This window comes from Halobacillus sp. ABA4_118, assembly GCF_056160205.1.
Window position 1 is genome coordinate 1,658,569 of the sequence record NZ_JBSWWS010000001.1, and the last position, 19,199, is coordinate 1,677,767.

The following is a 19,199-nucleotide window of genomic DNA, read 5'->3' on the forward strand; positions in this document are numbered from 1 at the left end:
AATGAGAGCGAGGGGAAGACGTTGAATTTAATCCTAATGGGTCTCCCTGGTGCCGGAAAAGGTACTCAGGCAGAGAAAATAGTCGAAAAATATGACATCCCTCATATCTCAACTGGAGATATGTTCCGTTTAGCTATCAAAGAAGGAACATCCCTTGGTCAAGAGGCCAAATCATATATGGACAAAGGCGAACTCGTTCCCGATGAAGTTACCATCGGAATCGTTCGCGAACGTCTAAGTAAGCCGGATTGTCAGAAAGGCTTTCTGCTCGATGGTTTCCCTAGAACCATCGCTCAGGCAGAAGCCCTTCACAACCTTCTGGCCGATATGGAACGGTCACTGGATTATGTTCTTCATATCGATGTTCCAAAAGAGAAGCTTATCGAGCGTCTGACTGGACGACGCATCTGCCCGACCTGCGGTGCTACGTACCACGTTGTGTTCAACCCTCCTAAAGAGGACGGGATCTGTGATAACGATGGTTCAGCATTGACTCAGCGGGAAGACGATCAGCCTGAAACCGTTAAGAAACGCCTCGAGGTCAACGTAGAACAGCAGCAGCCTCTGCTTGATTTCTATCAGGATCAAGGCTACCTGGTCTCCTTCGAAGGTGATAAAGACATCAAAGAAGTATTTGTTGACATTGATCAAAAGCTTGGAGCACTGGCTGAATGATTATATGTAAGACTCCGCGGGAATTAGATATTATGCGTGAAGCAGGTCGCATTGTCGCCCTGACGCACCAAAAGATGAAAGAAAACATCCGACCAGGTATAACTACTGGAGAATTGGATAAGATTGCTGATAAATTCATACGCAGTATGGATGCAATCCCTTCTTTTAAAGGTTATAATGGATTCCGTGGCAGTATCTGTGCATCTGTCAACGAAGAACTTGTTCATGGTATTCCTGGAGACAGGGTCCTGAACGATGGTGATATTATCAGTATCGATATTGGGGCAAAATATAAAGGCTATCACGGTGATTCGGCCTGGACGTATCCGGTCGGCACTGTTGATGAGGGCACATTGGAGCTGCTGAGAGTTACCGAGCAGTCATTGTTCAAAGGACTTGATGAAGCAAAACCAGGTGAACGCCTTTCAAATATATCGCATGCCATCCAAAGCTATGTGGAGCCTGAAGGTTTCTCCATAGTCAGGGAATATGTCGGTCACGGCGTTGGTCAGGAACTTCATGAGGATCCACAGATTCCTCATTATGGACCTCCCAACAAAGGCCCCCGATTGAAACCTGGAATGGTATTAGCTGTTGAACCGATGATCAATGCAGGTTCACGTTATGTGAAAACCCTGAATGATCAATGGACGGTTGTAACGCAGGATGGAAAGATGTGCGCACATTTTGAGCACACCATCGCGATTACGGATGAGGGTTACGAAATATTAACAAAATCCTAAATGAAGGTGATCGTTTTTGAACGAATCTGAGTCGAGTCCGCGAATAGGTCAAATTGTTCGTATTGTGCAGGGGCGTGAGGCAGGACAGTACGCAGTGGTGATCGGTGTGCTGGATGGCCGCTTTGTGCTGCTTGCCGACGGAGAGAAACGTAAGTATGATCGACCAAAGAAAAAGAATCTGCAGCACGTTGAGCTTATGGATTTCATCTCTCCGGAAGTCCAGGACAGCCTTCTGGAAACTGGTCGGGTCACAAATGGCAAGCTTCGATTTGCCGTAGCAAAATATGTCAATGAAGCAGTGACTGATTTGAAGAAGGGAGATCAACTCGATGGCGAAAGACGATGTAATTGAAGTAGAAGGGACCGTCGTTGAAACCTTACCGAACGCTCAGTTCAAGGTTGAACTTGAAAACGGTCATACCGTTCTTGCTCATGTTTCCGGTAAAATTCGCATGCACTTTATCCGAATCTTACCTGGGGACAAAGTAACGGTAGAACTTTCTCCTTATGATTTGACAAAAGGACGTATTACGTACCGTTATAAATAAAACTCCGATCTTAAAGGAGGTATGGATGATGAAGGTAAGGCCTTCTGTAAAACCAATTTGCGAAAAATGCAAAGTCATCAAACGTAAAGGTAAAGTCATGGTTATCTGTGAAAACCCTAAGCATAAACAAAAACAAGGTTAATCTTAAAGGAGGTGCACGTAACTTATGGCACGTATTGCAGGTGTAGATATTCCCCGCGACAAGCGCGTGGTTGTTTCATTAACTTATGTCTATGGTATCGGTAAATCCCTTGCTGCAGACATCCTGGCTGATGCTGGTGTATCTGAGAGTACCCGCGTTCGCGATCTTACAGAAGACGAACTAGGTAAGATCCGTCAAGCTGTTGAACAGCACAACGTAGAGGGTGATCTTCGTCGTGAGAACTCTCTAAACATTAAGCGTCTGATTGAAATCGGTTCTTACCGTGGAATCCGTCACCGTCGTGGTCTTCCACTTCGCGGACAAAAGACGAAGAACAACTCCCGTACACGTAAAGGTCCACGTCGTACAGTAGCTAACAAACGTAAATAATAATTAATACAAAGGAGGTAAACTCATCCTATGGCACGTAAAGGAAACACTCGCAGTCGTAAACGCCGCGTGAAAAAGAATATAGAGACGGGTATGGCTCATATCCGTTCTACATTCAACAACACAATCGTAACGATCACTGATGTCCAAGGTAATGTTATCAGCTGGAGCAGTGCAGGTTCTCTTGGTTTCAAAGGTTCCCGTAAATCTACTCCATTCGCTGCACAAATGGCTTCCGAAGCAGCAGCGAAAGATGCTATGGACAACGGCATGAAAACTCTTGAAGTTACAGTAAAAGGTCCTGGTGCAGGTCGTGAAGCTGCGATCCGTTCACTACAGGCAGCAGGTCTTGATATTACGGCAATCCGTGACGTAACTCCAGTACCACACAATGGTTGCCGCCCACCAAAACGTCGTCGCGTATAATAAGTTCTGAATAGAATTTGTCACCCTGTCTATAATGGGTTATGATAGCTTTTAAATCAGCACCGCAGTAGACAGAGCCATTAAGCAGTTATCTTATATCGGGACTGCCTACCTGAGGAATTTCGGTTAGACCTGTCGTCTAACCGGGGTTTCGACGTTTTGAAGGAGGGTTTTGAGTAAATGATCGAAATTGAAAAGCCAAAGATTGAAACGGTCGAGATCAGCGATGAGTCTACTTTTGGTAAGTTCGTCGTAGAACCGCTAGAACGTGGATATGGTACAACTCTAGGGAACTCCTTGCGTCGTATCCTATTATCCTCACTTCCCGGATCTGCTGTCACTTCTGTTCAAATTGACGGTGTACTTCATGAGTTTTCCACGATTGAAGGCGTCGTTGAAGACGTAACAACTGTTATTTTGAACCTGAAGAAACTAGCTTTGAAAGTTTATTCTGACGAAGAGAAGACTTTAGAAATTGATGTGCAGGGTGAAGGCAAGGTTACCGCGGCTGATATTACGCATGATAGTGACGTTGAAGTTCTAAATCCAGATCTTCATATCGCTACACTCGACAGCAATTCCAGCTTCCGTGCTCGCATTACAGCAGAACGCGGTCGAGGATATCGTCCGGCTGAAGGAAATAACCATGAGGATCTACCCATCGGCGTGATTCCCGTTGACTCTATTTTCACACCGGTTTCCCGTGTGACGTATCAAGTAGAGAATACTCGAATCGGTCAAACATCTAATTTTGATAAATTGACATTGGATGTTTGGACGGATGGCAGCATTCGTCCAGAAGAGGCGATCTCTCTTGGAGCTAAAATTTATATGGAGCACCTCAATATTTTCGTCGGCCTTACTGATGAAGCTCAAAAAGCTGAAATCATGGTCGAGAAAGAAGAGGACCAAAAAGAAAAAGTTCTTGAAATGACGATCGAGGAACTTGACCTTTCCGTTCGTTCCTACAACTGCTTGAAGCGCGCAGGTATCAACACTGTGCAGGAGCTTGCCAACAAGTCTGAAGAAGACATGATGAAGGTGCGCAACCTTGGCCGCAAGTCACTTGAAGAAGTGAAGCATAAACTGAACGAACTAGGTCTTGGACTAAGAAAAGACGATTGATAGAACACATCTAAGAGATCCAGTTAAGGGAGGGATTATCAATGGCTAGAAAACTAGGACGTACTACAGATCAGCGCATGGCTTTGCTTCGCGGCTTGGCAACTGACCTGATCGTACACGAACGTTTGGAAACAACAGAAGCTAAAGCGAAAGAGCTTAAGTCTGTTGTAGAAAAAATGATTACACTAGGTAAACGCGGCGATCTTCATGCCCGTCGTCAAGCGGAAGCATTCCTATATAATGCACAAGCTGATGAGGAAGGAGAGCAGACTGCACTGCAGAAGCTATTCTCTGACATCGGCCCACGCTACGAGGACCGTCAAGGTGGTTACACTCGCGTATTGAAGCTTGGCGAGCGTAAAGGTGATGGAGCTAAAATGGCAATCATCGAACTAGTATAATGATTACCATCGGGGTAAAAGGGCAGGAGTGAATCTCATTATGAGGTTACATCCAGCCCTTTTTTTATACTTTTTTATACCGATGCGGGAATACCTCCCGTTATGAAAGGGAAATTCTCTTTATAACGGGGAATGGTGTCATATTTCCCGGGAAATCGTCAGCTGAGCAGAGGAGGAACAGAGATGGGAGAGAGACAAGTCGAGTTCCGGAACGTATCTTTTCGCTACCAGGAGGACATGCCCTGGGTGTTGAGGAACGTAAGCTTTACAATCGGACCGGATGAATGGGTGGCTGTAATCGGTCATAACGGCTCAGGAAAGTCGACCATAGCGAAATTAATGAATGGACTGCTGTTTCCACAGGAAGGGGAAATCCTGGTAGATGGGATGCCCGTCAACGAAGAAACCATCTGGGATGTTAGAAAACAGGTAGGCATGGTCTTTCAAAATCCGGACAACCAGTTTGTCGGGACTACTGTGAAAGATGATGTCGCTTTTGGTATGGAGAATCACGGCATGCCCAGGGAGTTGATGCTTGAAAGGATCAAAGAGAGCCTCTCAGCCGTAGGGATGGCTGATTATGAGCAGCAGGAACCGCACCGTCTGTCAGGCGGACAGAAGCAGCGGGTAGCTATCGCGAGTGTCCTTGCCGTGTCACCGAAGTTCATCATTCTTGATGAGGCCACTGCTATGCTCGACCCGAAAGGCCGCATGGAAATTATGAACACGGTCCACCGCGTTCAGGAAGAACGGGACCTGTCCCTGATTACCATCACTCATGATCTGCATGAGGTTACTCAGTCTTCCAGGGTGATTGTCATGAATAAGGGAGAGGTTTGGATGCAGGGATCTCCTAGAGACGTATTTTCCAAAAAAGAACACTTACAAGAAATTGGCTTGGATACTCCATTTGTTAGTAAATTGGCCGACCACCTGAAAGCAGAGGGTGTGCCGCTTACCCGTGAGCCATTGAATCACCAGGAGTTGTTGGAGGAATTATGGACATCACGTTCGATCATGTAAGTTATACGTACCAGCCGAATACACCATTCGAACACAGAGCTTTGGATGATTTGTCCTTTACCATCCAATCCGGTTCTTTTGTAGCGGTCATCGGTCACACCGGGTCAGGTAAATCCACATTGATTCAACACCTGAACGGGCTGCTTCAGCCGACAGAAGGGCAGGTGCAGGTGGGCCCGTATACGATGGCAGCCGGGCAGAAAAACAAACAGCTGATGAAGCTTCGGGAAAACGTCGGCGTCGTGTTCCAGTATCCTGAGCACCAGTTGTTTGAAGAAACTGTGGAAAAAGACATCGGCTTCGGTCCGCAGAATTTCGGAGTTGGACAGGACGAAATCAAACGCCGGACGAAAGAAGCGGTCCAGGCGGTAAAACTGCCGGAAGAGCTTCTGGAACGCTCTCCCTTTGATTTAAGCGGAGGACAGATGCGCCGAGTTGCCATATCCGGTGTTCTCGCCATGGCTCCTGAAGTGCTTGTGTTGGATGAACCGACCGCCGGACTTGATCCGAACGGGCGTAAGGAAATCATGGATATGTTTTATCACCTGCATCAGGATAAGGGTCTTACAACCGTGCTTGTAACCCACAGTATGGAGGATGCTCTTGCCTATGCCGATCATATTATCATCATGAATCAAGGGAAGGTTTACAGGGAAGGGTCCCCGCTGGAGATTTTTAAGCAGCAGCAGGCACTGGAAGATGTGCAGCTGGATGTACCGGAAGTCGTTTCCTTTTTGAAAATGGCCCGGGATTACGGCCTTGATCTTGAATACGAAGGCCAGACGATAGCGGAGTTAGCAAAGGAAATAGCCCTGAAAGTGAAGGGGGGCGGCGATCATGAGTAGTTCCCTGATTATCGGTCAATACATTCCATCGGATTCTGTTATTCACCGCCTGGATCCCCGCTCCAAAATCGCTGTCATCTTTTTTTATGTCGTGATCGTCTTTTTTGCTAACTCTGTTATGAGTTATGGGGTGCTCGCCTTGTTCGCTCTTTCGAGTGCCGTTTTATCGAAAGTTCCATTTTCCTACATCATGAAGGGGTTGAAGCCGGTCTGGTTCCTGGTGATCTTCACGTTTCTCCTTCACTTGTTCGTGACAAGGGAAGGGGAGGTTGCGTTCAGCCTGTTCGGCTGGGCGGTTTATGAGGAAGGGTTGATCCAGGGGGCAGCGATTTCCCTGAGGTTCTTCCTGTTGATTCTCGTTACCTCCCTGCTGACGTTGACGACGACGCCGATTGAGATTACCGATGCCATTGAGGAGCTGCTGGGTCCTTTGAAAAAAGTGAAATTCCCTGTCCATGAACTGGCGCTGATGATGTCGATCTCCCTGCGTTTCATCCCAACATTGATGCAGGAGACAGAAAAGATATCCAAGGCACAGGCCTCAAGAGGTGTAGACTTCCGCACAGGCGCTTTTAAAGACCGTGTGAAGGCCGTTGTACCTCTGCTGGTCCCTTTGTTCGTCAGTGCCTTTAAACGCGCAGAGGAGCTCGCTATGGCGATGGAAGCGCGTGGGTATCAAGGGGGCGAAGGAAGAACGAAGCTGAGAGAATTAAAACTGGAGCGAAGGGACTGGCTGCTCTTTGCTGTTTTCATTCTGCTGGCCGCAGCTCTCTTCCTGACCCGTTCATGATCGGAGGTGCTGGGTATGAATCGTATACGTATGACCATCGCCTATGATGGCACCGGTTACGCAGGCTATCAGGTTCAGCCGAATGGCGGCACGATTCAGGCAGAGCTTGAGAAGGCTTTAAAAAAGATTCATAAAGGAAATACCGTAAAGGTGACGGCTTCGGGCAGAACCGATGCCCGTGTGCATGCTGTCGGGCAGGTGATTCATTTTGATACACCGCTTGAGATTCCCGTCAGTAACTGGCGGCGGGCGCTGAACTCCATGCTGCCGGATGACATTCAGGTGAAAGAAGCTGAGCAGCCGTCCGGTGGTTTTCATGCCAGGTATGATACAACCGGAAAAGAATACCGGTATTTTGTGAGGAATCACCCTGATCCAGATCTTTTCCGCCGTCACTACACTTCTCACGTCAAAGCTCCCCTTGACATCACAGCTATGAAAAAGGCGTGCGGCTATATCGAAGGAGAGCATGATTTTACATCCTTCTGTTCACCGAAGACAGATCTTAAGGGGAGCAAGGTGCGCACGATTTTCAAAGCGGATGTAGAAAGTCGTGGAGAAGAAGTGGTGTTCACCTTTAAGGGATCCGGATTTTTATATAATATGGTAAGGATTCTTGTCGGCACACTTCTCGAAATAGGAAAAGGAGAGCGTGCCCCGGAGGATATTCCTGTTATCTTAAAAGCCCGCACACGGGAAGCGGCAGGCCGGACGGCTCCTCCTCAAGGGTTGTTCCTATGGAAGGTCGATTATTAAGAGGTTCTGAACATTTTCCATTCATTGGGTCCTCTGTCTCAGAAAAAAACAACGAATCCAGGTGTGCATTCCCTTGACACATGAATATAGAGTGTTATATTATATTCTATGGCATTTTATTTCTGTACCACGGTTAGCCCCGGAAAACTAATCGTACTTTGAGATAAATGATAAAGCAGTTAATCAGTCTATGTGATAATAAAACATTTCAGGAGGGAAACCGATATGCGCACAACTTTCATGGCAAATGAAAACAACGTTGAACGTAAATGGTATGTTGTGGATGCTGCAGGGCAGACACTCGGCCGTTTAGCGAGCGAAGTTGCTGCGATCCTTCGCGGTAAGAACAAACCAACATACACACCACACGTTGACACTGGTGACCACGTCATCATCATCAATGCTGGTGAGATCGAACTAACAGGTAACAAAATCAACGATAAGGTTTACTATCGTCACTCCAACCACCCTGGTGGTCTGAAGTCCCGTACGGCTAACGAAATGCGTACGAAATATCCAGAGCAGATGCTTGAACTTGCTGTTAAAGGCATGCTTCCAAAAGGAAGTCTTGGACGTAAAATGGGCAAGAAACTTCATGTATTTGCAGGATCTGAGCACAAACATGAAGCACAACAACCAGAAGTTTACGAACTTCGCGGATAATTAAAGGAGGTAATCTAGTGGCACAAGTACAATACTCCGGTACTGGTCGTCGTAAGAGCTCAACAGCTCGTGTACGTCTTGTTCCAGGAACTGGTCGTGTAGTAGTTAACAAACGTGATGCTGAAGACTTTTTCCCATATGAAACCCTTCGTATGATTCTTAAACAGCCTCTTGCTGTAACAGAAACTGAAGGTAACTATGATGTCTACGTAAACGTAGACGGCGGTGGATTCACAGGACAAGCAGGAGCAATCCGTCACGGTATCGCCCGTGCATTGCTTAAAGCTGACCCAGAATACCGTACACCACTTAAACGCGCAGGTCTATTGACTCGTGACGCACGTATGAAAGAGCGTAAGAAATACGGTCTTAAAGGTGCTCGTCGCGCGCCACAATTCTCCAAGCGTTAAGTTTTGGACGATCCGAAAGACTCCCGACCATTATGGTCGGGAGTCTTTTTTTGCTTTCCTATACGTTCAGGGTGTATCCTCCAGTTCCTGCGTTCAGTTTCCAAGCTGGTAGCTGAGGTTGACCTGCTCATATTTTTGTCTCTTGTCCCATACAATGATTCAGGGGAAGTACAAGGGAGTGTGAGCGATTGTGAGTCGACGATTGAAGACCTTTTTGTGGCTGGCTGGTGTGATTGTCCTTGTGTGCATGGTTTCCTATCCGATTCAGGAAGTGAAGGATGCATGGACGGTTTGGTCATCGCCGCTTTCCGGAAAAGTGATCGTTCTTGACCCGGGACATGGCGGTCCGGATGGTGGGGCGGTAGGCGGGGATGGTACAGAGGAAAAAATCATCACCCTGAAGATGGCGGAATACCTGCAGGATTACCTCCAGCAGGCAGGGGCCCTTGTATATATGACGAGGTACGAAGATGCTGATCTTGCTTCGGAGGGAACATCCGGTCTTTCCAGGAGGAAATCGGAAGATATACGTAATAGAGTGGAGTTTATCGAAGAAAAAGAAGCGGACTTATACTTAAGTCTGCATTTGAATGCCATTCCATCTGATAAGTGGAGCGGGGCACAGACGTTTTATTATCCGGAAAGCGAGGAAAGTGAATATCTCGCCAAGTTCATTCAAGCTGAAATACAATCCAACATGGGTAATACAAAGCGCGAGGCTCTCGGGCTCAGCAATATCTATATCCTGAAGCATGCACAGGCTCCCGGCGCCCTTGTAGAGGCGGGGTTTTTGTCCAACGACCGTGAACGGGAACTATTGAAATCAGACGATTATCAAAGGCAGATGGCTGCTTCGATCTATCAAGGGGTGCTGCGTTTTGTCACGGAACGGGATTTCCCTGAGGAAAATGGATCGTGAGCAAATCACTTAGAAAGCGTTTCATGTATGTTATACTACAGGAAACGATCATTTTCTAAGGATGGTGAACCGGCTTGTTGACACAAGAGAAAGTACTAGAAATCCTGAACCCTATTCAAGATCCATTTTTACATAAAACACTGGAAGAAACCGGTGGAGTGGAAGAAGTAAAAATCAAGGAAGAAAAAAATCATGTCAGCGTGAAGATTCTGATTGGAAAGACGAATACAGCGGAGCAGATGGAACTGCAACAGACCATCGTCAATGCCCTGAAAAGCGGGGGAGCGGCGACAGTCGGTCTTCGTTTTGATCAGCTTCCGGATGAGGTTATTCAGAAATTACAGCCGGCCGATCAGCAGTCGGAGGATGCCTCTTTACTGAGCGGCAATACGAATACAAAGTTCATTTCCATCGCCAGCGGTAAAGGCGGGGTGGGTAAATCAACCGTAACGGTGAACCTTGCCGTAGCCTTAACACGTCTTGGGAAGAAAGTCGGCATCATTGATGCGGATATCTATGGTTTCAGTGTTCCGGATATGATGGGCGTGGAAGAGCGTCCGGTCGTCCGCGGGGAAAAAATCATTCCTGTTGAACGATTTGGAGTGAAAGTCGTTTCCATGGGTTTCTTTGTGGAAGATAACTCTCCGATCATCTGGCGTGGACCGATGCTTGGAAAAATGCTGACAAGCTTCTTTAAGGAAGTGGAGTGGGGAGACCTTGACTACCTGCTTCTAGATCTGCCGCCTGGTACGGGAGATGTAGCGCTGGATGTCCATTCGATGCTTCCTTCTTCCAAGGAAATCATCGTAACGACCCCGCACCCGACAGCTGCTTTCGTAGCCGCGCGTGCTGGTCAGATGGCGATTAAGACGGAACACGAGATTCTTGGTGTTGTGGAGAACATGGCTTACTTTGAAAGTAAAGAAACAGGAAACAAAGAGTTCATCTTCGGCCGTGGAGGCGGAGTGAAGCTTGCGGATACGCTGCAGACAGCTGTACTTGGCCACGTGCCACTTCAACAGCCATATGAGGAAGAAGAAGTCTTTGCTCCTTCTGTTTATCAGTCGGATCACCCGATCGGTGTCATTTATCGGAATATGGCCGCTAAAGTCATTGATAAATATTAATAAAAACCACGCGTCCCTTCACGGGGCGCGTGATTTTTTATAGACTTAACCGCTTTGTCCTTCTTCGCCGCCACTTTCAGATTGACTTCCGCCACTCTGCTGGCCGCTTTCCTCGGAATCGCCGCCTTGTTCTTCCCCGCTTTTCATTTCCTCTGCGGCTTTTAACAGTGTTTCAGTCATTTTTGCCTGGAAGACAGGACTATTCAACGTTTCCTCGATGGTGGTCTCCAAGTGTGCCTTGAACTTCTGTCCCTGCATGACAGTTACCATCTGCTCCATCATTTCAGGGTTTTTATAAATATCGATCATCAACTTCTGATATTCTGCATCTTTCATGAGCCCTTTCATCAATTCTTTCTGCTGATCCTCCAGAACTTTGCTGAATTCCTGGACGAACGCAGGGTCTGAAAAAAGCTTGCTCCAAAAAGCTTTACCTTCTTCAGATATCAACGTCTGCTGGACAGCTTGAGAGACGACTTCGGACTCTAAAGCCATGGACTGCTGCATCTCCTCATCGGAAAGGACTTCAGTCATCGCCTTTTTTCCATCATCGGACTTGAGGATATCGACCATCATTTTCTTGGTGGTATCGTAGTCCGCCTGTTCACTTGCTCCTGATGAACCATTACAAGCGGCCAGGAAAACAAGAACGAGAACGGGCAGCAATATACGGAGTCTGGACATCATTGCATGTCCCCTTTCTTATGTTCTCCATAGCCTTACTATTCGCGTTTCGACAAATTTTATACGTTCGGAGGCAAAGAGACAGGCTTCATGATAAAATACGGGGAGAAAGTTTTGTACATATAGGGGGAGCGCTTGTGAACAGTCGTAAATGGGTACAGTTATTTTTATCAACGTTATGGATCGGCGGCGGGGTGACCCTGGCGGCCAGTTTCTTTTTTAAATTTGATTCGTACGCCGAGTTTTGGCAGCCCTTTCAATTATTTGAGCTGTTCGGTCTGCTTTTATTTTTTGCGGGTATGGGCTTTATATTCAGTATCATCAGTCAAATGGGTTTCTTCGCCTATTTGACCGTCAATCAATTTGGAAAGGGCCTGTTCCGTTCTGTATGGACACCGGTACAGCTGTTTTTAATTGCCTTTACTCTTTTTGATTTGGTGTATTTTCGATATCAGGCGGCTGAAAATGGGGCATCTGTCTGGGGATATGTTGTGACAGCGGCTGCGCTTTTGGTTCTATCGGTGATTGTTGCTTACATTAAAACAAAAGAGACAAATGCCCATGCATTTATCCCCGCCCTATTCTTTATGGTTGTCGTTACAACGGTGGAATGGGTGCCGGCACTTAGAGCGGCAGGGAGTGATTATGTATGGTTGATGGTCATTCCTTTATTTATCTGCAATGCCTATCAGCTTCTTCTGCTGCATCGCCTTACGGGGCCTGCCCGTAGTGAAAATGCCTGACAAAAGCCGCCGTATCCTACGGCGGCTTTCTTTTATTATTGGATCTGACTCGTCCTGGCTTCGCCGCCACTTGCTAATTCGGTGATACTGACGAAGGAAAAGCCCTTTTGTTTCAATCCGGGGAGAATGACCTCAAGGGCTTTAGGCGTCTGTTTGACCGAATCGGAAGCATGCATAACAATGATATCTCCTTTAGAGCTTTCGTTTAACACGGCATCGATGATGGCGTTGGTGCCTGGATTTTCCCAGTCCCTTGGATTCAAACTCCACTGGACGGCCTGCAAATCGTTTTGTTCGATGGTTTTTAACACTTCTTTATTCATATGACCATGCGGAGGCCGGATCCATTGCATGTCTTCAAAGCCAAGCTTGGCAAACACCTCATCTGCCTTTTTCAAATCGCCGGCTACCTGGTCTGGTTCTTTCTCAAGGTAGCTCTCATATGTGTAGCCCATCATCCCGATTTCATGCTTTCCTTCCTGAATGGTTTTGACGATATCCGGGTGTCTCTCCGCCCATTCGCCGCTCAGGAAGAATGTAGCCTGGACTTGGTGGGCTTCCAGCTGCTTTAACACTTCATTGACCTTTTCCGTTCCCCAGCTGATGTTAAAGGTCAGCGCGATATGGTCCTGATCGCTGCTCCCTTGTGTAAGAGCGCGCGGCTCCCCATTATTAGAGAAAGCGGGCAGCTGCTCCCAGCGGCCGATCCACAGGGCGAAAGCACAAAATAAAGCAAGAAGAGCGATAATGCCGTAACGCTTAAGTCTTTCTGTTTTCCACGTGTAAAAGCTCATGGATCGACTTCCTTTCCTACCAATATGTTCTATACATATGAAAAAGCGGACAACCTATGCTAAAAACAATGAAATTAGGGTAGAAATAAATAGAGTCGTTTATCAGGGAGGTACTTTCAGATGCATGGGTTAATTATTAATGAACAGGAGCGTCGTGAAATAGAGTACTTATTAAAGCGGGAAATGGAAGAGATCACTTTTGATATGGGTGATCACCGGATTGATCAGGGAATGAAGCAGGCGATGGAAGAAAGGTATGAAGTGCTTTTTCAGATCTTCCGACGCTTTGCCGCAAGGGAAGAATGCCTGCAGTATATGCCAAGGAAAAAGAAGCAGAACTAACAGCTCGATAAATCCTGTCATCCGCACAGGATTTTTTTATTAAAAAAACATTAAAAAGTATTGCATTTGTTTTTTAACCTGTGCTATATTATTAAACGTTGTCGGGAAACAAAACGACTTGCCAATCAGTTTGAAATTGAATTGAAATTGATTTGAAAAAGTTGTTGACACTACTTCCCACACATGATAAATTATTACTTGTCGCCGAAAACGACAGCCAAACGCTTTCTCAACTTCATGAAAAAAGTTGTTGACACGAAAAACAACACATGTTAAGATGATTAAGTCGCTGTTTTCAAACGGCAGACAACATTTGATCTTTGAAAACTGAACGAACCAACCAGTACGTCAAAACATTTCTTCTTTAATGAAGAAATTTGAAACAAGCACATTCGGTGTGCAAATGAGCAAGTCAAACTACTTTTATGGAGAGTTTGATCCTGGCTCAGGACGAACGCTGGCGGCGTGCCTAATACATGCAAGTCGAGCGCGGGAAGCGAGCGGATCCCTTCGGGGTGAAGCTCGTGGAACGAGCGGCGGACGGGTGAGTAACACGTGGGCAACCTGCCTGTAAGATCGGAATAACCCCGGGAAACCGGGGCTAATGCCGGGTAATACTTTTCTTCGCATGAAGATAAGTTGAAAGATGGCTTCTCGCTATCACTTACAGATGGGCCCGCGGCGCATTAGCTAGTTGGTGAGGTAACGGCTCACCAAGGCAACGATGCGTAGCCGACCTGAGAGGGTGATCGGCCACACTGGGACTGAGACACGGCCCAGACTCCTACGGGAGGCAGCAGTAGGGAATCTTCCGCAATGGACGAAAGTCTGACGGAGCAACGCCGCGTGAACGATGAAGGTCTTCGGATCGTAAAGTTCTGTTGTCAGGGAAGAACAAGTACCGTGCGAATAGAGCGGTACCTTGACGGTACCTGACGAGGAAGCCCCGGCTAACTACGTGCCAGCAGCCGCGGTAATACGTAGGGGGCAAGCGTTGTCCGGAATTATTGGGCGTAAAGCGCGCGCAGGCGGTTCCTTAAGTCTGATGTGAAAGCCCACGGCTCAACCGTGGAGGGTCATTGGAAACTGGGGAACTTGAGGACAGAAGAGGAGAGTGGAATTCCACGTGTAGCGGTGAAATGCGTAGATATGTGGAGGAACACCAGTGGCGAAGGCGACTCTCTGGTCTGTTTCTGACGCTGAGGTGCGAAAGCGTGGGTAGCAAACAGGATTAGATACCCTGGTAGTCCACGCCGTAAACGATGAGTGCTAGGTGTTAGGGGGCTTCCACCCCTTAGTGCTGAAGTTAACGCATTAAGCACTCCGCCTGGGGAGTACGGCCGCAAGGCTGAAACTCAAAGGAATTGACGGGGGCCCGCACAAGCGGTGGAGCATGTGGTTTAATTCGAAGCAACGCGAAGAACCTTACCAGGTCTTGACATCCTTGGACCTCCCTAGAGATAGGGATTTCCCTTCGGGGACCAAGTGACAGGTGGTGCATGGTTGTCGTCAGCTCGTGTCGTGAGATGTTGGGTTAAGTCCCGCAACGAGCGCAACCCCTAATCTTAGTTGCCAGCATTCAGTTGGGCACTCTAAGGTGACTGCCGGTGACAAACCGGAGGAAGGCGGGGATGACGTCAAATCATCATGCCCCTTATGACCTGGGCTACACACGTGCTACAATGGATGGTACAAAGGGCAGCGAAGCCGCGAGGTGTAGCAAATCCCATAAAACCATTCTCAGTTCGGATTGCAGGCTGCAACTCGCCTGCATGAAGCCGGAATCGCTAGTAATCGCGGATCAGCATGCCGCGGTGAATACGTTCCCGGGCCTTGTACACACCGCCCGTCACACCACGAGAGTTGGCAACACCCGAAGTCGGTGAGGTAACCTTTTTGGAGCCAGCCGCCGAAGGTGGGGCCAATGATTGGGGTGAAGTCGTAACAAGGTAGCCGTATCGGAAGGTGCGGCTGGATCACCTCCTTTCTAAGGATATTACGGAAACGTACTGTGTTGGTTGTTCAGTTTTGAGAGATCAAACTATGAAAATAGCATGTTCTCCATTGTTGAATGGGCCTGTAGCTCAGCTGGTTAGAGCGCACGCCTGATAAGCGTGAGGTCGGTGGTTCAAGTCCACTCAGGCCCACCATTCAAAAATGGGGCCTTAGCTCAGCTGGGAGAGCGCCTGCTTTGCACGCAGGAGGTCAGCGGTTCGATCCCGCTAGGCTCCACCATTTAAATGTTCCATAAAACACAAGCGTTCATGTTGTGTTTTATATGTAACCTTAAAATGAATTGAACCTTGAAAACTGGATAAGGAATTATGACTCATCTAGCGATGAGATCATGATGACAAGACATCTAATTGATTTATATAAACGTCTTTTCACGAAGATAGTTAAGTGAATAAGGGCGCACGGTGGATGCCTTGGTACTAGGAGCCGATGAAGGACGGGACTAACACCGATATGCTCCGGCGAGCCGTAAGCAGGCTTTGACCCGGAGATTTCCGAATGGGGAAACCCACTGTTCGTAATGGGACAGTATCCTATACTGAATACATAGGTATAGGAAGGCAGACCCGGGGAACTGAAACATCTAAGTACCCGGAGGAAGAGAAAGCAAACGCGATTTCCCAAGTAGCGGCGAGCGAAACGGAATCAGCCCAAACCAGAAAGCTTGCTTTCTGGGGTTGTAGGACACTCCTTTGGAGTTATCAAGGAGGAAGATAGACGAATCGATCTGGAAAGATCAGCCGAAGAGGGTAACAGCCCTGTAGTCGAAATCTTCCTCTCTCCGGAGTGGATCCTGAGTACGGCGGAACACGAGGAATTCCGTCGGAATCCGGGAGGACCATCTCCCAAGGCTAAATACTCCCTAGTAACCGATAGTGAACCAGTACCGTGAGGGAAAGGTGAAAAGCACCCCGGAAGGGGAGTGAAATAGAACCTGAAACCGTGTGCCTACAAGTAGTCGGAGCCCGTTAATGGGTGACGGCGTGCCTTTTGTAGAATGAACCGGCGAGTTACGACCGTATGCGAGGTTAAGCAGCAGAAGCGGAGCCGCAGCGAAAGCGAGTCTGAACAGGGCGAGTGAGTATGCGGTCGTAGACCCGAAACCGTGTGATCTACCCATGTCCAGGGTGAAGGTCAGGTAACACTGACTGGAGGCCCGAACCCACGTAAGTTGAAAATTACGGGGATGAGGTGTGGGTAGGGGTGAAATGCCAATCGAACACGGAGATAGCTGGTTCTCTCCGAAATAGCTTTAGGGCTAGCCTCAGAATAGAAAGTCATGGAGGTAGAGCACTGATTGGACGAGGGGCCCCTATCGGGTTACCGAATTCAGTCAAACTCCGAATGCCATAGACTTTGTTCTGGGAGTCAGACCGTGGGTGATAAGGTTCATGGTCGAGAGGGAAACAGCCCAGACCGCCAGCTAAGGTCCCAAAGTGTGTGTTAAGTGGAAAAGGATGTGGAGTTGCTTAGACAACCAGGATGTTGGCTTAGAAGCAGCCATCATTCAAAGAGTGCGTAATAGCTCACTGGTCGAGTGACTCTGCGCCGAAAATGTACCGGGGCTAAACACACCACCGAAGCTGCGGATTGATCTTATGATCAGTGGTAGGAGAGCGTTCTAAGTGCTGCGAAGTCAGACCGTAAGGACTGGTGGAGCGCTTAGAAGTGAGAATGCCGGTATGAGTAGCGAAAAAAGAGTGAGAATCTCTTTCACCGAATGCCTAAGGTTTCCTGAGGAAGGCTCGTCCTCTCAGGGTTAGTCGGGACCTAAGCCGAGGCCGAAAGGCGTAGGCGATGGACAACAGGTTGATATTCCTGTACCACCTCCTTTCCGTTTGAATGACGGGGGGACGCAGGAGGATAGGGAGAGCGTGCCATTGGATGTGCACGTCCAAGCAGTGAGACGGTCGGAATAGGCAAATCCGTCCGGCAACGTCAAGCTGTGATGGGGAGGGAACTATAGTACCGAAGCTCCTGATTTCACACTGCCAAGAAAAGCCTCTAATGAGGAAAGAGGTGCCCGTACCGCAAACCGACACAGGTAGGCGAGGAGAGTATCCTAAGGTGAGCGGGAGAACTCTCGTTAAGGAACTCGGCAAAATGACCCCGTAACTTCGGGAGAAGGGGTGCTCCTCTGCCGAGGAGCCGCAGTGAAAAGGCCCAAGCGACTGTTTACCAAAAACACAGGTCTCTGCGAAGCCGTAAGGCGAAGTATAGGGGCTGACACCTGCCCGGTGCTGGAAGGTTAAGGGGATGCGTTAGCTTATGCGAAGCGTTGAACCGAAGCCCCAGTAAACGGCGGCCGTAACTATAACGGTCCTAAGGTAGCGAAATTCCTTGTCGGGTAAGTTCCGACCCGCACGAAAGGTGCAACGACTTGGGCACTGTCTCAACGAGAGACCCGGTGAAATTATACTATGTGTGAAGATGCACATTACCCGCGACAGGACGGAAAGACCCCGTGGAGCTTTACTGCAGCCTGATATTGAATGTTGGTACAGCTTGTACAGGATAGGTAGGAGCCTTGGAAACCGGAGCGCCAGCTTCGGTGGAGGCGCTGGTGGGATACTACCCTTGCTGTACGGACATTCTAACCCAGGACCGTAATCCGGTCCGGAGACAGTGTCAGGTGGGCAGTTTGACTGGGGCGGTCGCCTCCTAAAGAGTAACGGAGGCGCCCAAAGGTTCCCTCAGAATGGTTGGAAATCATTCGCAGAGTGTAAAGGCACAAGGGAGCTTGACTGCGAGACCTACAAGTCGAGCAGGGACGAAAGTCGGGCTTAGTGATCCGGCGGTACCGTATGGAAGGGCCGTCGCTCAACGGATAAAAGCTACCCCGGGGATAACAGGCTTATCTCCCCCAAGAGTCCACATCGACGGGGAGGTTTGGCACCTCGATGTCGGCTCATCGCATCCTGGGGCTGTAGTCGGTCCCAAGGGTTGGGCTGTTCGCCCATTAAAGCGGTACGCGAGCTGGGTTCAGAACGTCGTGAGACAGTTCGGTCCCTATCCGTCGTGGGCGTTGGAAATTTGAAAGGAGCTGTCCTTAGTACGAGAGGACCGGGATGGACACACCGCTGGTGTACCAGTTGTTCCGCCAGGAGCATCGCTGGGTAGCTACGTGTGGTCGGGATAAGTGCTGAAAGCATCTAAGCATGAAGCCCCCCTTGAGATGAGATTTCCCTCTGCTTCGAGCAGATAAGATCCCTCAGAGACGATGAGGTTGATAGGTCCGAGGTGGAAGCGTGGTGACACGTGGAGCTGACGGATACTAATGGATCGATGACTTATCTATATGAAGAAGGCGAAAGCGACTGGTCAAATCCGACTGGCTAAGCAAACATTCGTAAAGGCTGTGTTTTTCAGTCTTGAAGAAGGTGTGCTTAGAACAGCGAGGATTTAGGAGCTGCAGCCGGACTGAACTTCGTGAATCGCGTTTTAATCAATAGTTGTTTCCTTATCCAGTTTTGAGGGTTCACCTCAAACTTTATATTGATGTGGTGGTGAAGGCGAAGAGGTCACACCTGTTCCCATGCCGAACACAGCAGTTAAGCTCTTCAGCGCCGATGGTAGTCGGGTTTACCCCCGTGAGAGTAGGACGCTGCCACATTGATTCTCTTTCCTTATTGTTTTG

Annotated in this window: 21 protein-coding genes, 2 tRNA genes and 3 rRNA genes; 24 read left to right on the forward strand and 2 right to left on the reverse strand. The window is 48.3% G+C overall.

From position 1 onward, the window contains the following. The first annotated feature begins 21 nt into the window (after window positions 1-21). The 17 genes from ACXAGL_RS08170 (at window position 22) to ACXAGL_RS08250 (ending at window position 10,983) form a co-directional block, all read left to right on the forward strand. A complete protein-coding gene (locus ACXAGL_RS08170) occupies window positions 22-675 on the forward strand; it encodes an adenylate kinase (protein WP_027953402.1) in 654 nt (217 codons plus the stop codon). Then, complete coding sequence (map, locus tag ACXAGL_RS08175; RefSeq protein WP_474970245.1) at window positions 672-1,418, forward strand: type I methionyl aminopeptidase; 747 nt, start codon at window positions 672-674, stop codon at window positions 1,416-1,418. The genes ACXAGL_RS08170 and map overlap by 4 nt, the downstream gene beginning before the upstream one ends. A 16-nt stretch (window positions 1,419-1,434) precedes the next feature. Continuing rightward, window positions 1,435-1,770, forward strand: coding sequence for a KOW domain-containing RNA-binding protein (locus ACXAGL_RS08180; protein WP_027953400.1), 336 nt, complete (start codon window positions 1,435-1,437; stop codon window positions 1,768-1,770). Beyond that, window positions 1,748-1,966, forward strand: a complete 219-nt coding sequence (gene infA, locus ACXAGL_RS08185) for a translation initiation factor IF-1 (protein ID WP_027953399.1) — start codon at window positions 1,748-1,750, stop codon at window positions 1,964-1,966. The genes ACXAGL_RS08180 and infA overlap by 23 nt, the downstream gene beginning before the upstream one ends. 28 nt (window positions 1,967-1,994) lie before the next feature. Then, a complete protein-coding gene (gene rpmJ / locus ACXAGL_RS08190; RefSeq protein WP_002509257.1) occupies window positions 1,995-2,108 on the forward strand; it encodes a 50S ribosomal protein L36 in 114 nt (37 codons plus the stop codon). 24 nt (window positions 2,109-2,132) lie between these two features. Further along, a complete protein-coding gene (gene rpsM / locus ACXAGL_RS08195) occupies window positions 2,133-2,498 on the forward strand; it encodes a 30S ribosomal protein S13 (protein ID WP_474970247.1) in 366 nt (121 codons plus the stop codon). Between the two features lie 30 nt (window positions 2,499-2,528). Further along, window positions 2,529-2,924, forward strand: coding sequence for a 30S ribosomal protein S11 (gene rpsK, locus ACXAGL_RS08200; RefSeq protein ID WP_027953397.1), 396 nt, complete (start codon window positions 2,529-2,531; stop codon window positions 2,922-2,924). A 180-nt stretch (window positions 2,925-3,104) separates the two neighbouring features. Beyond that, complete coding sequence (locus ACXAGL_RS08205; RefSeq protein ID WP_474970248.1) at window positions 3,105-4,049, forward strand: DNA-directed RNA polymerase subunit alpha; 945 nt, start codon at window positions 3,105-3,107, stop codon at window positions 4,047-4,049. 41 nt (window positions 4,050-4,090) lie between these two features. Next, entirely contained in the window at window positions 4,091-4,450 is a 360-nt protein-coding gene (gene rplQ / locus ACXAGL_RS08210; protein ID WP_027953395.1) for a 50S ribosomal protein L17, read from the forward strand. Window positions 4,451-4,633: 183 nt separating this feature from the next. Beyond that, the gene (locus tag ACXAGL_RS08215) at window positions 4,634-5,473 is read left to right on the forward strand and encodes an energy-coupling factor ABC transporter ATP-binding protein (protein ID WP_474990755.1); all 840 of its coding nucleotides are present in this window, start codon (window positions 4,634-4,636) and stop codon (window positions 5,471-5,473) included. After that, window positions 5,449-6,318: an energy-coupling factor ABC transporter ATP-binding protein gene (locus ACXAGL_RS08220; RefSeq protein WP_474970250.1), complete on the forward strand. Its 870-nt coding sequence runs from the start codon at window positions 5,449-5,451 to the stop codon at window positions 6,316-6,318. Before ACXAGL_RS08215 ends, ACXAGL_RS08220 begins: the two co-directional genes overlap by 25 nt. Beyond that, window positions 6,311-7,108, forward strand: coding sequence for an energy-coupling factor transporter transmembrane component T family protein (locus ACXAGL_RS08225; protein WP_474970251.1), 798 nt, complete (start codon window positions 6,311-6,313; stop codon window positions 7,106-7,108). The genes ACXAGL_RS08220 and ACXAGL_RS08225 overlap by 8 nt, the downstream gene beginning before the upstream one ends. Before the next feature lie 15 nt (window positions 7,109-7,123). Then, entirely contained in the window at window positions 7,124-7,864 is a 741-nt protein-coding gene (truA, locus tag ACXAGL_RS08230) for a tRNA pseudouridine(38-40) synthase TruA (RefSeq protein WP_474970252.1), read from the forward strand. Between the two features lie 225 nt (window positions 7,865-8,089). After that, window positions 8,090-8,527, forward strand: coding sequence for a 50S ribosomal protein L13 (gene rplM, locus ACXAGL_RS08235; protein ID WP_474970253.1), 438 nt, complete (start codon window positions 8,090-8,092; stop codon window positions 8,525-8,527). A gap of 17 nt (window positions 8,528-8,544) precedes the next feature. After that, on the forward strand, window positions 8,545-8,937 hold the full coding sequence (gene rpsI / locus ACXAGL_RS08240) for a 30S ribosomal protein S9 (RefSeq protein ID WP_027953389.1): 393 nt from the start codon (window positions 8,545-8,547) through the stop codon (window positions 8,935-8,937). A gap of 190 nt (window positions 8,938-9,127) precedes the next feature. Beyond that, window positions 9,128-9,856, forward strand: coding sequence for an N-acetylmuramoyl-L-alanine amidase CwlD (cwlD, locus tag ACXAGL_RS08245; RefSeq protein ID WP_027953388.1), 729 nt, complete (start codon window positions 9,128-9,130; stop codon window positions 9,854-9,856). A 74-nt stretch (window positions 9,857-9,930) separates the two neighbouring features. Then, a complete protein-coding gene (locus ACXAGL_RS08250; RefSeq protein WP_474970255.1) occupies window positions 9,931-10,983 on the forward strand; it encodes an Mrp/NBP35 family ATP-binding protein in 1,053 nt (350 codons plus the stop codon). Between the two features lie 45 nt (window positions 10,984-11,028). Here ACXAGL_RS08250 and gerD read toward each other — a convergent pair whose 3' ends face one another. Further along, window positions 11,029-11,667 carry a spore germination lipoprotein GerD gene (gene gerD, locus ACXAGL_RS08255; protein WP_474970256.1) on the reverse strand — a complete coding sequence of 213 codons (639 nt, stop codon included), beginning with the start codon at window positions 11,665-11,667 and terminating at the stop codon, window positions 11,029-11,031. Window positions 11,668-11,804: 137 nt separating this feature from the next. Here gerD and ACXAGL_RS08260 point away from each other — a divergent pair, with 137 nt between their 5' ends. Further along, window positions 11,805-12,410, forward strand: a complete 606-nt coding sequence (locus ACXAGL_RS08260; RefSeq protein WP_474990757.1) for a KinB-signaling pathway activation protein — start codon at window positions 11,805-11,807, stop codon at window positions 12,408-12,410. Between the two features lie 35 nt (window positions 12,411-12,445). On the opposite strand, the gene pdaB is transcribed toward ACXAGL_RS08260, so the two are convergent. Then, the gene (gene pdaB, locus ACXAGL_RS08265) at window positions 12,446-13,204 is read right to left on the reverse strand and encodes a polysaccharide deacetylase family sporulation protein PdaB (RefSeq protein ID WP_474990759.1); all 759 of its coding nucleotides are present in this window, start codon (window positions 13,202-13,204) and stop codon (window positions 12,446-12,448) included. Window positions 13,205-13,324: 120 nt separating this feature from the next. Between pdaB and ACXAGL_RS08270 the strand changes: the two genes are divergently transcribed. From ACXAGL_RS08270 to rrf, 6 genes are all read left to right on the forward strand, one after another. After that, window positions 13,325-13,546: a hypothetical protein gene (locus tag ACXAGL_RS08270; RefSeq protein ID WP_027953383.1), complete on the forward strand. Its 222-nt coding sequence runs from the start codon at window positions 13,325-13,327 to the stop codon at window positions 13,544-13,546. A gap of 422 nt (window positions 13,547-13,968) precedes the next feature. Then, window positions 13,969-15,533, forward strand: a 16S ribosomal RNA gene (locus ACXAGL_RS08275). An 86-nt stretch (window positions 15,534-15,619) separates the two neighbouring features. Continuing rightward, window positions 15,620-15,696 (forward strand) — tRNA-Ile (locus tag ACXAGL_RS08280). A 9-nt stretch (window positions 15,697-15,705) separates the two neighbouring features. Next, a tRNA-Ala gene (locus ACXAGL_RS08285) sits at window positions 15,706-15,781 on the forward strand. Window positions 15,782-15,943: 162 nt separating this feature from the next. After that, window positions 15,944-18,860: ribosomal RNA gene (locus ACXAGL_RS08290) — 23S ribosomal RNA — on the forward strand. Between the two features lie 201 nt (window positions 18,861-19,061). Beyond that, window positions 19,062-19,175, forward strand: a 5S ribosomal RNA gene (gene rrf / locus ACXAGL_RS08295). Together the 16S, 23S and 5S rRNA genes with 2 tRNA genes alongside form the textbook arrangement of a ribosomal RNA operon. The last annotated feature ends 24 nt before the right edge of the window (window positions 19,176-19,199 follow it).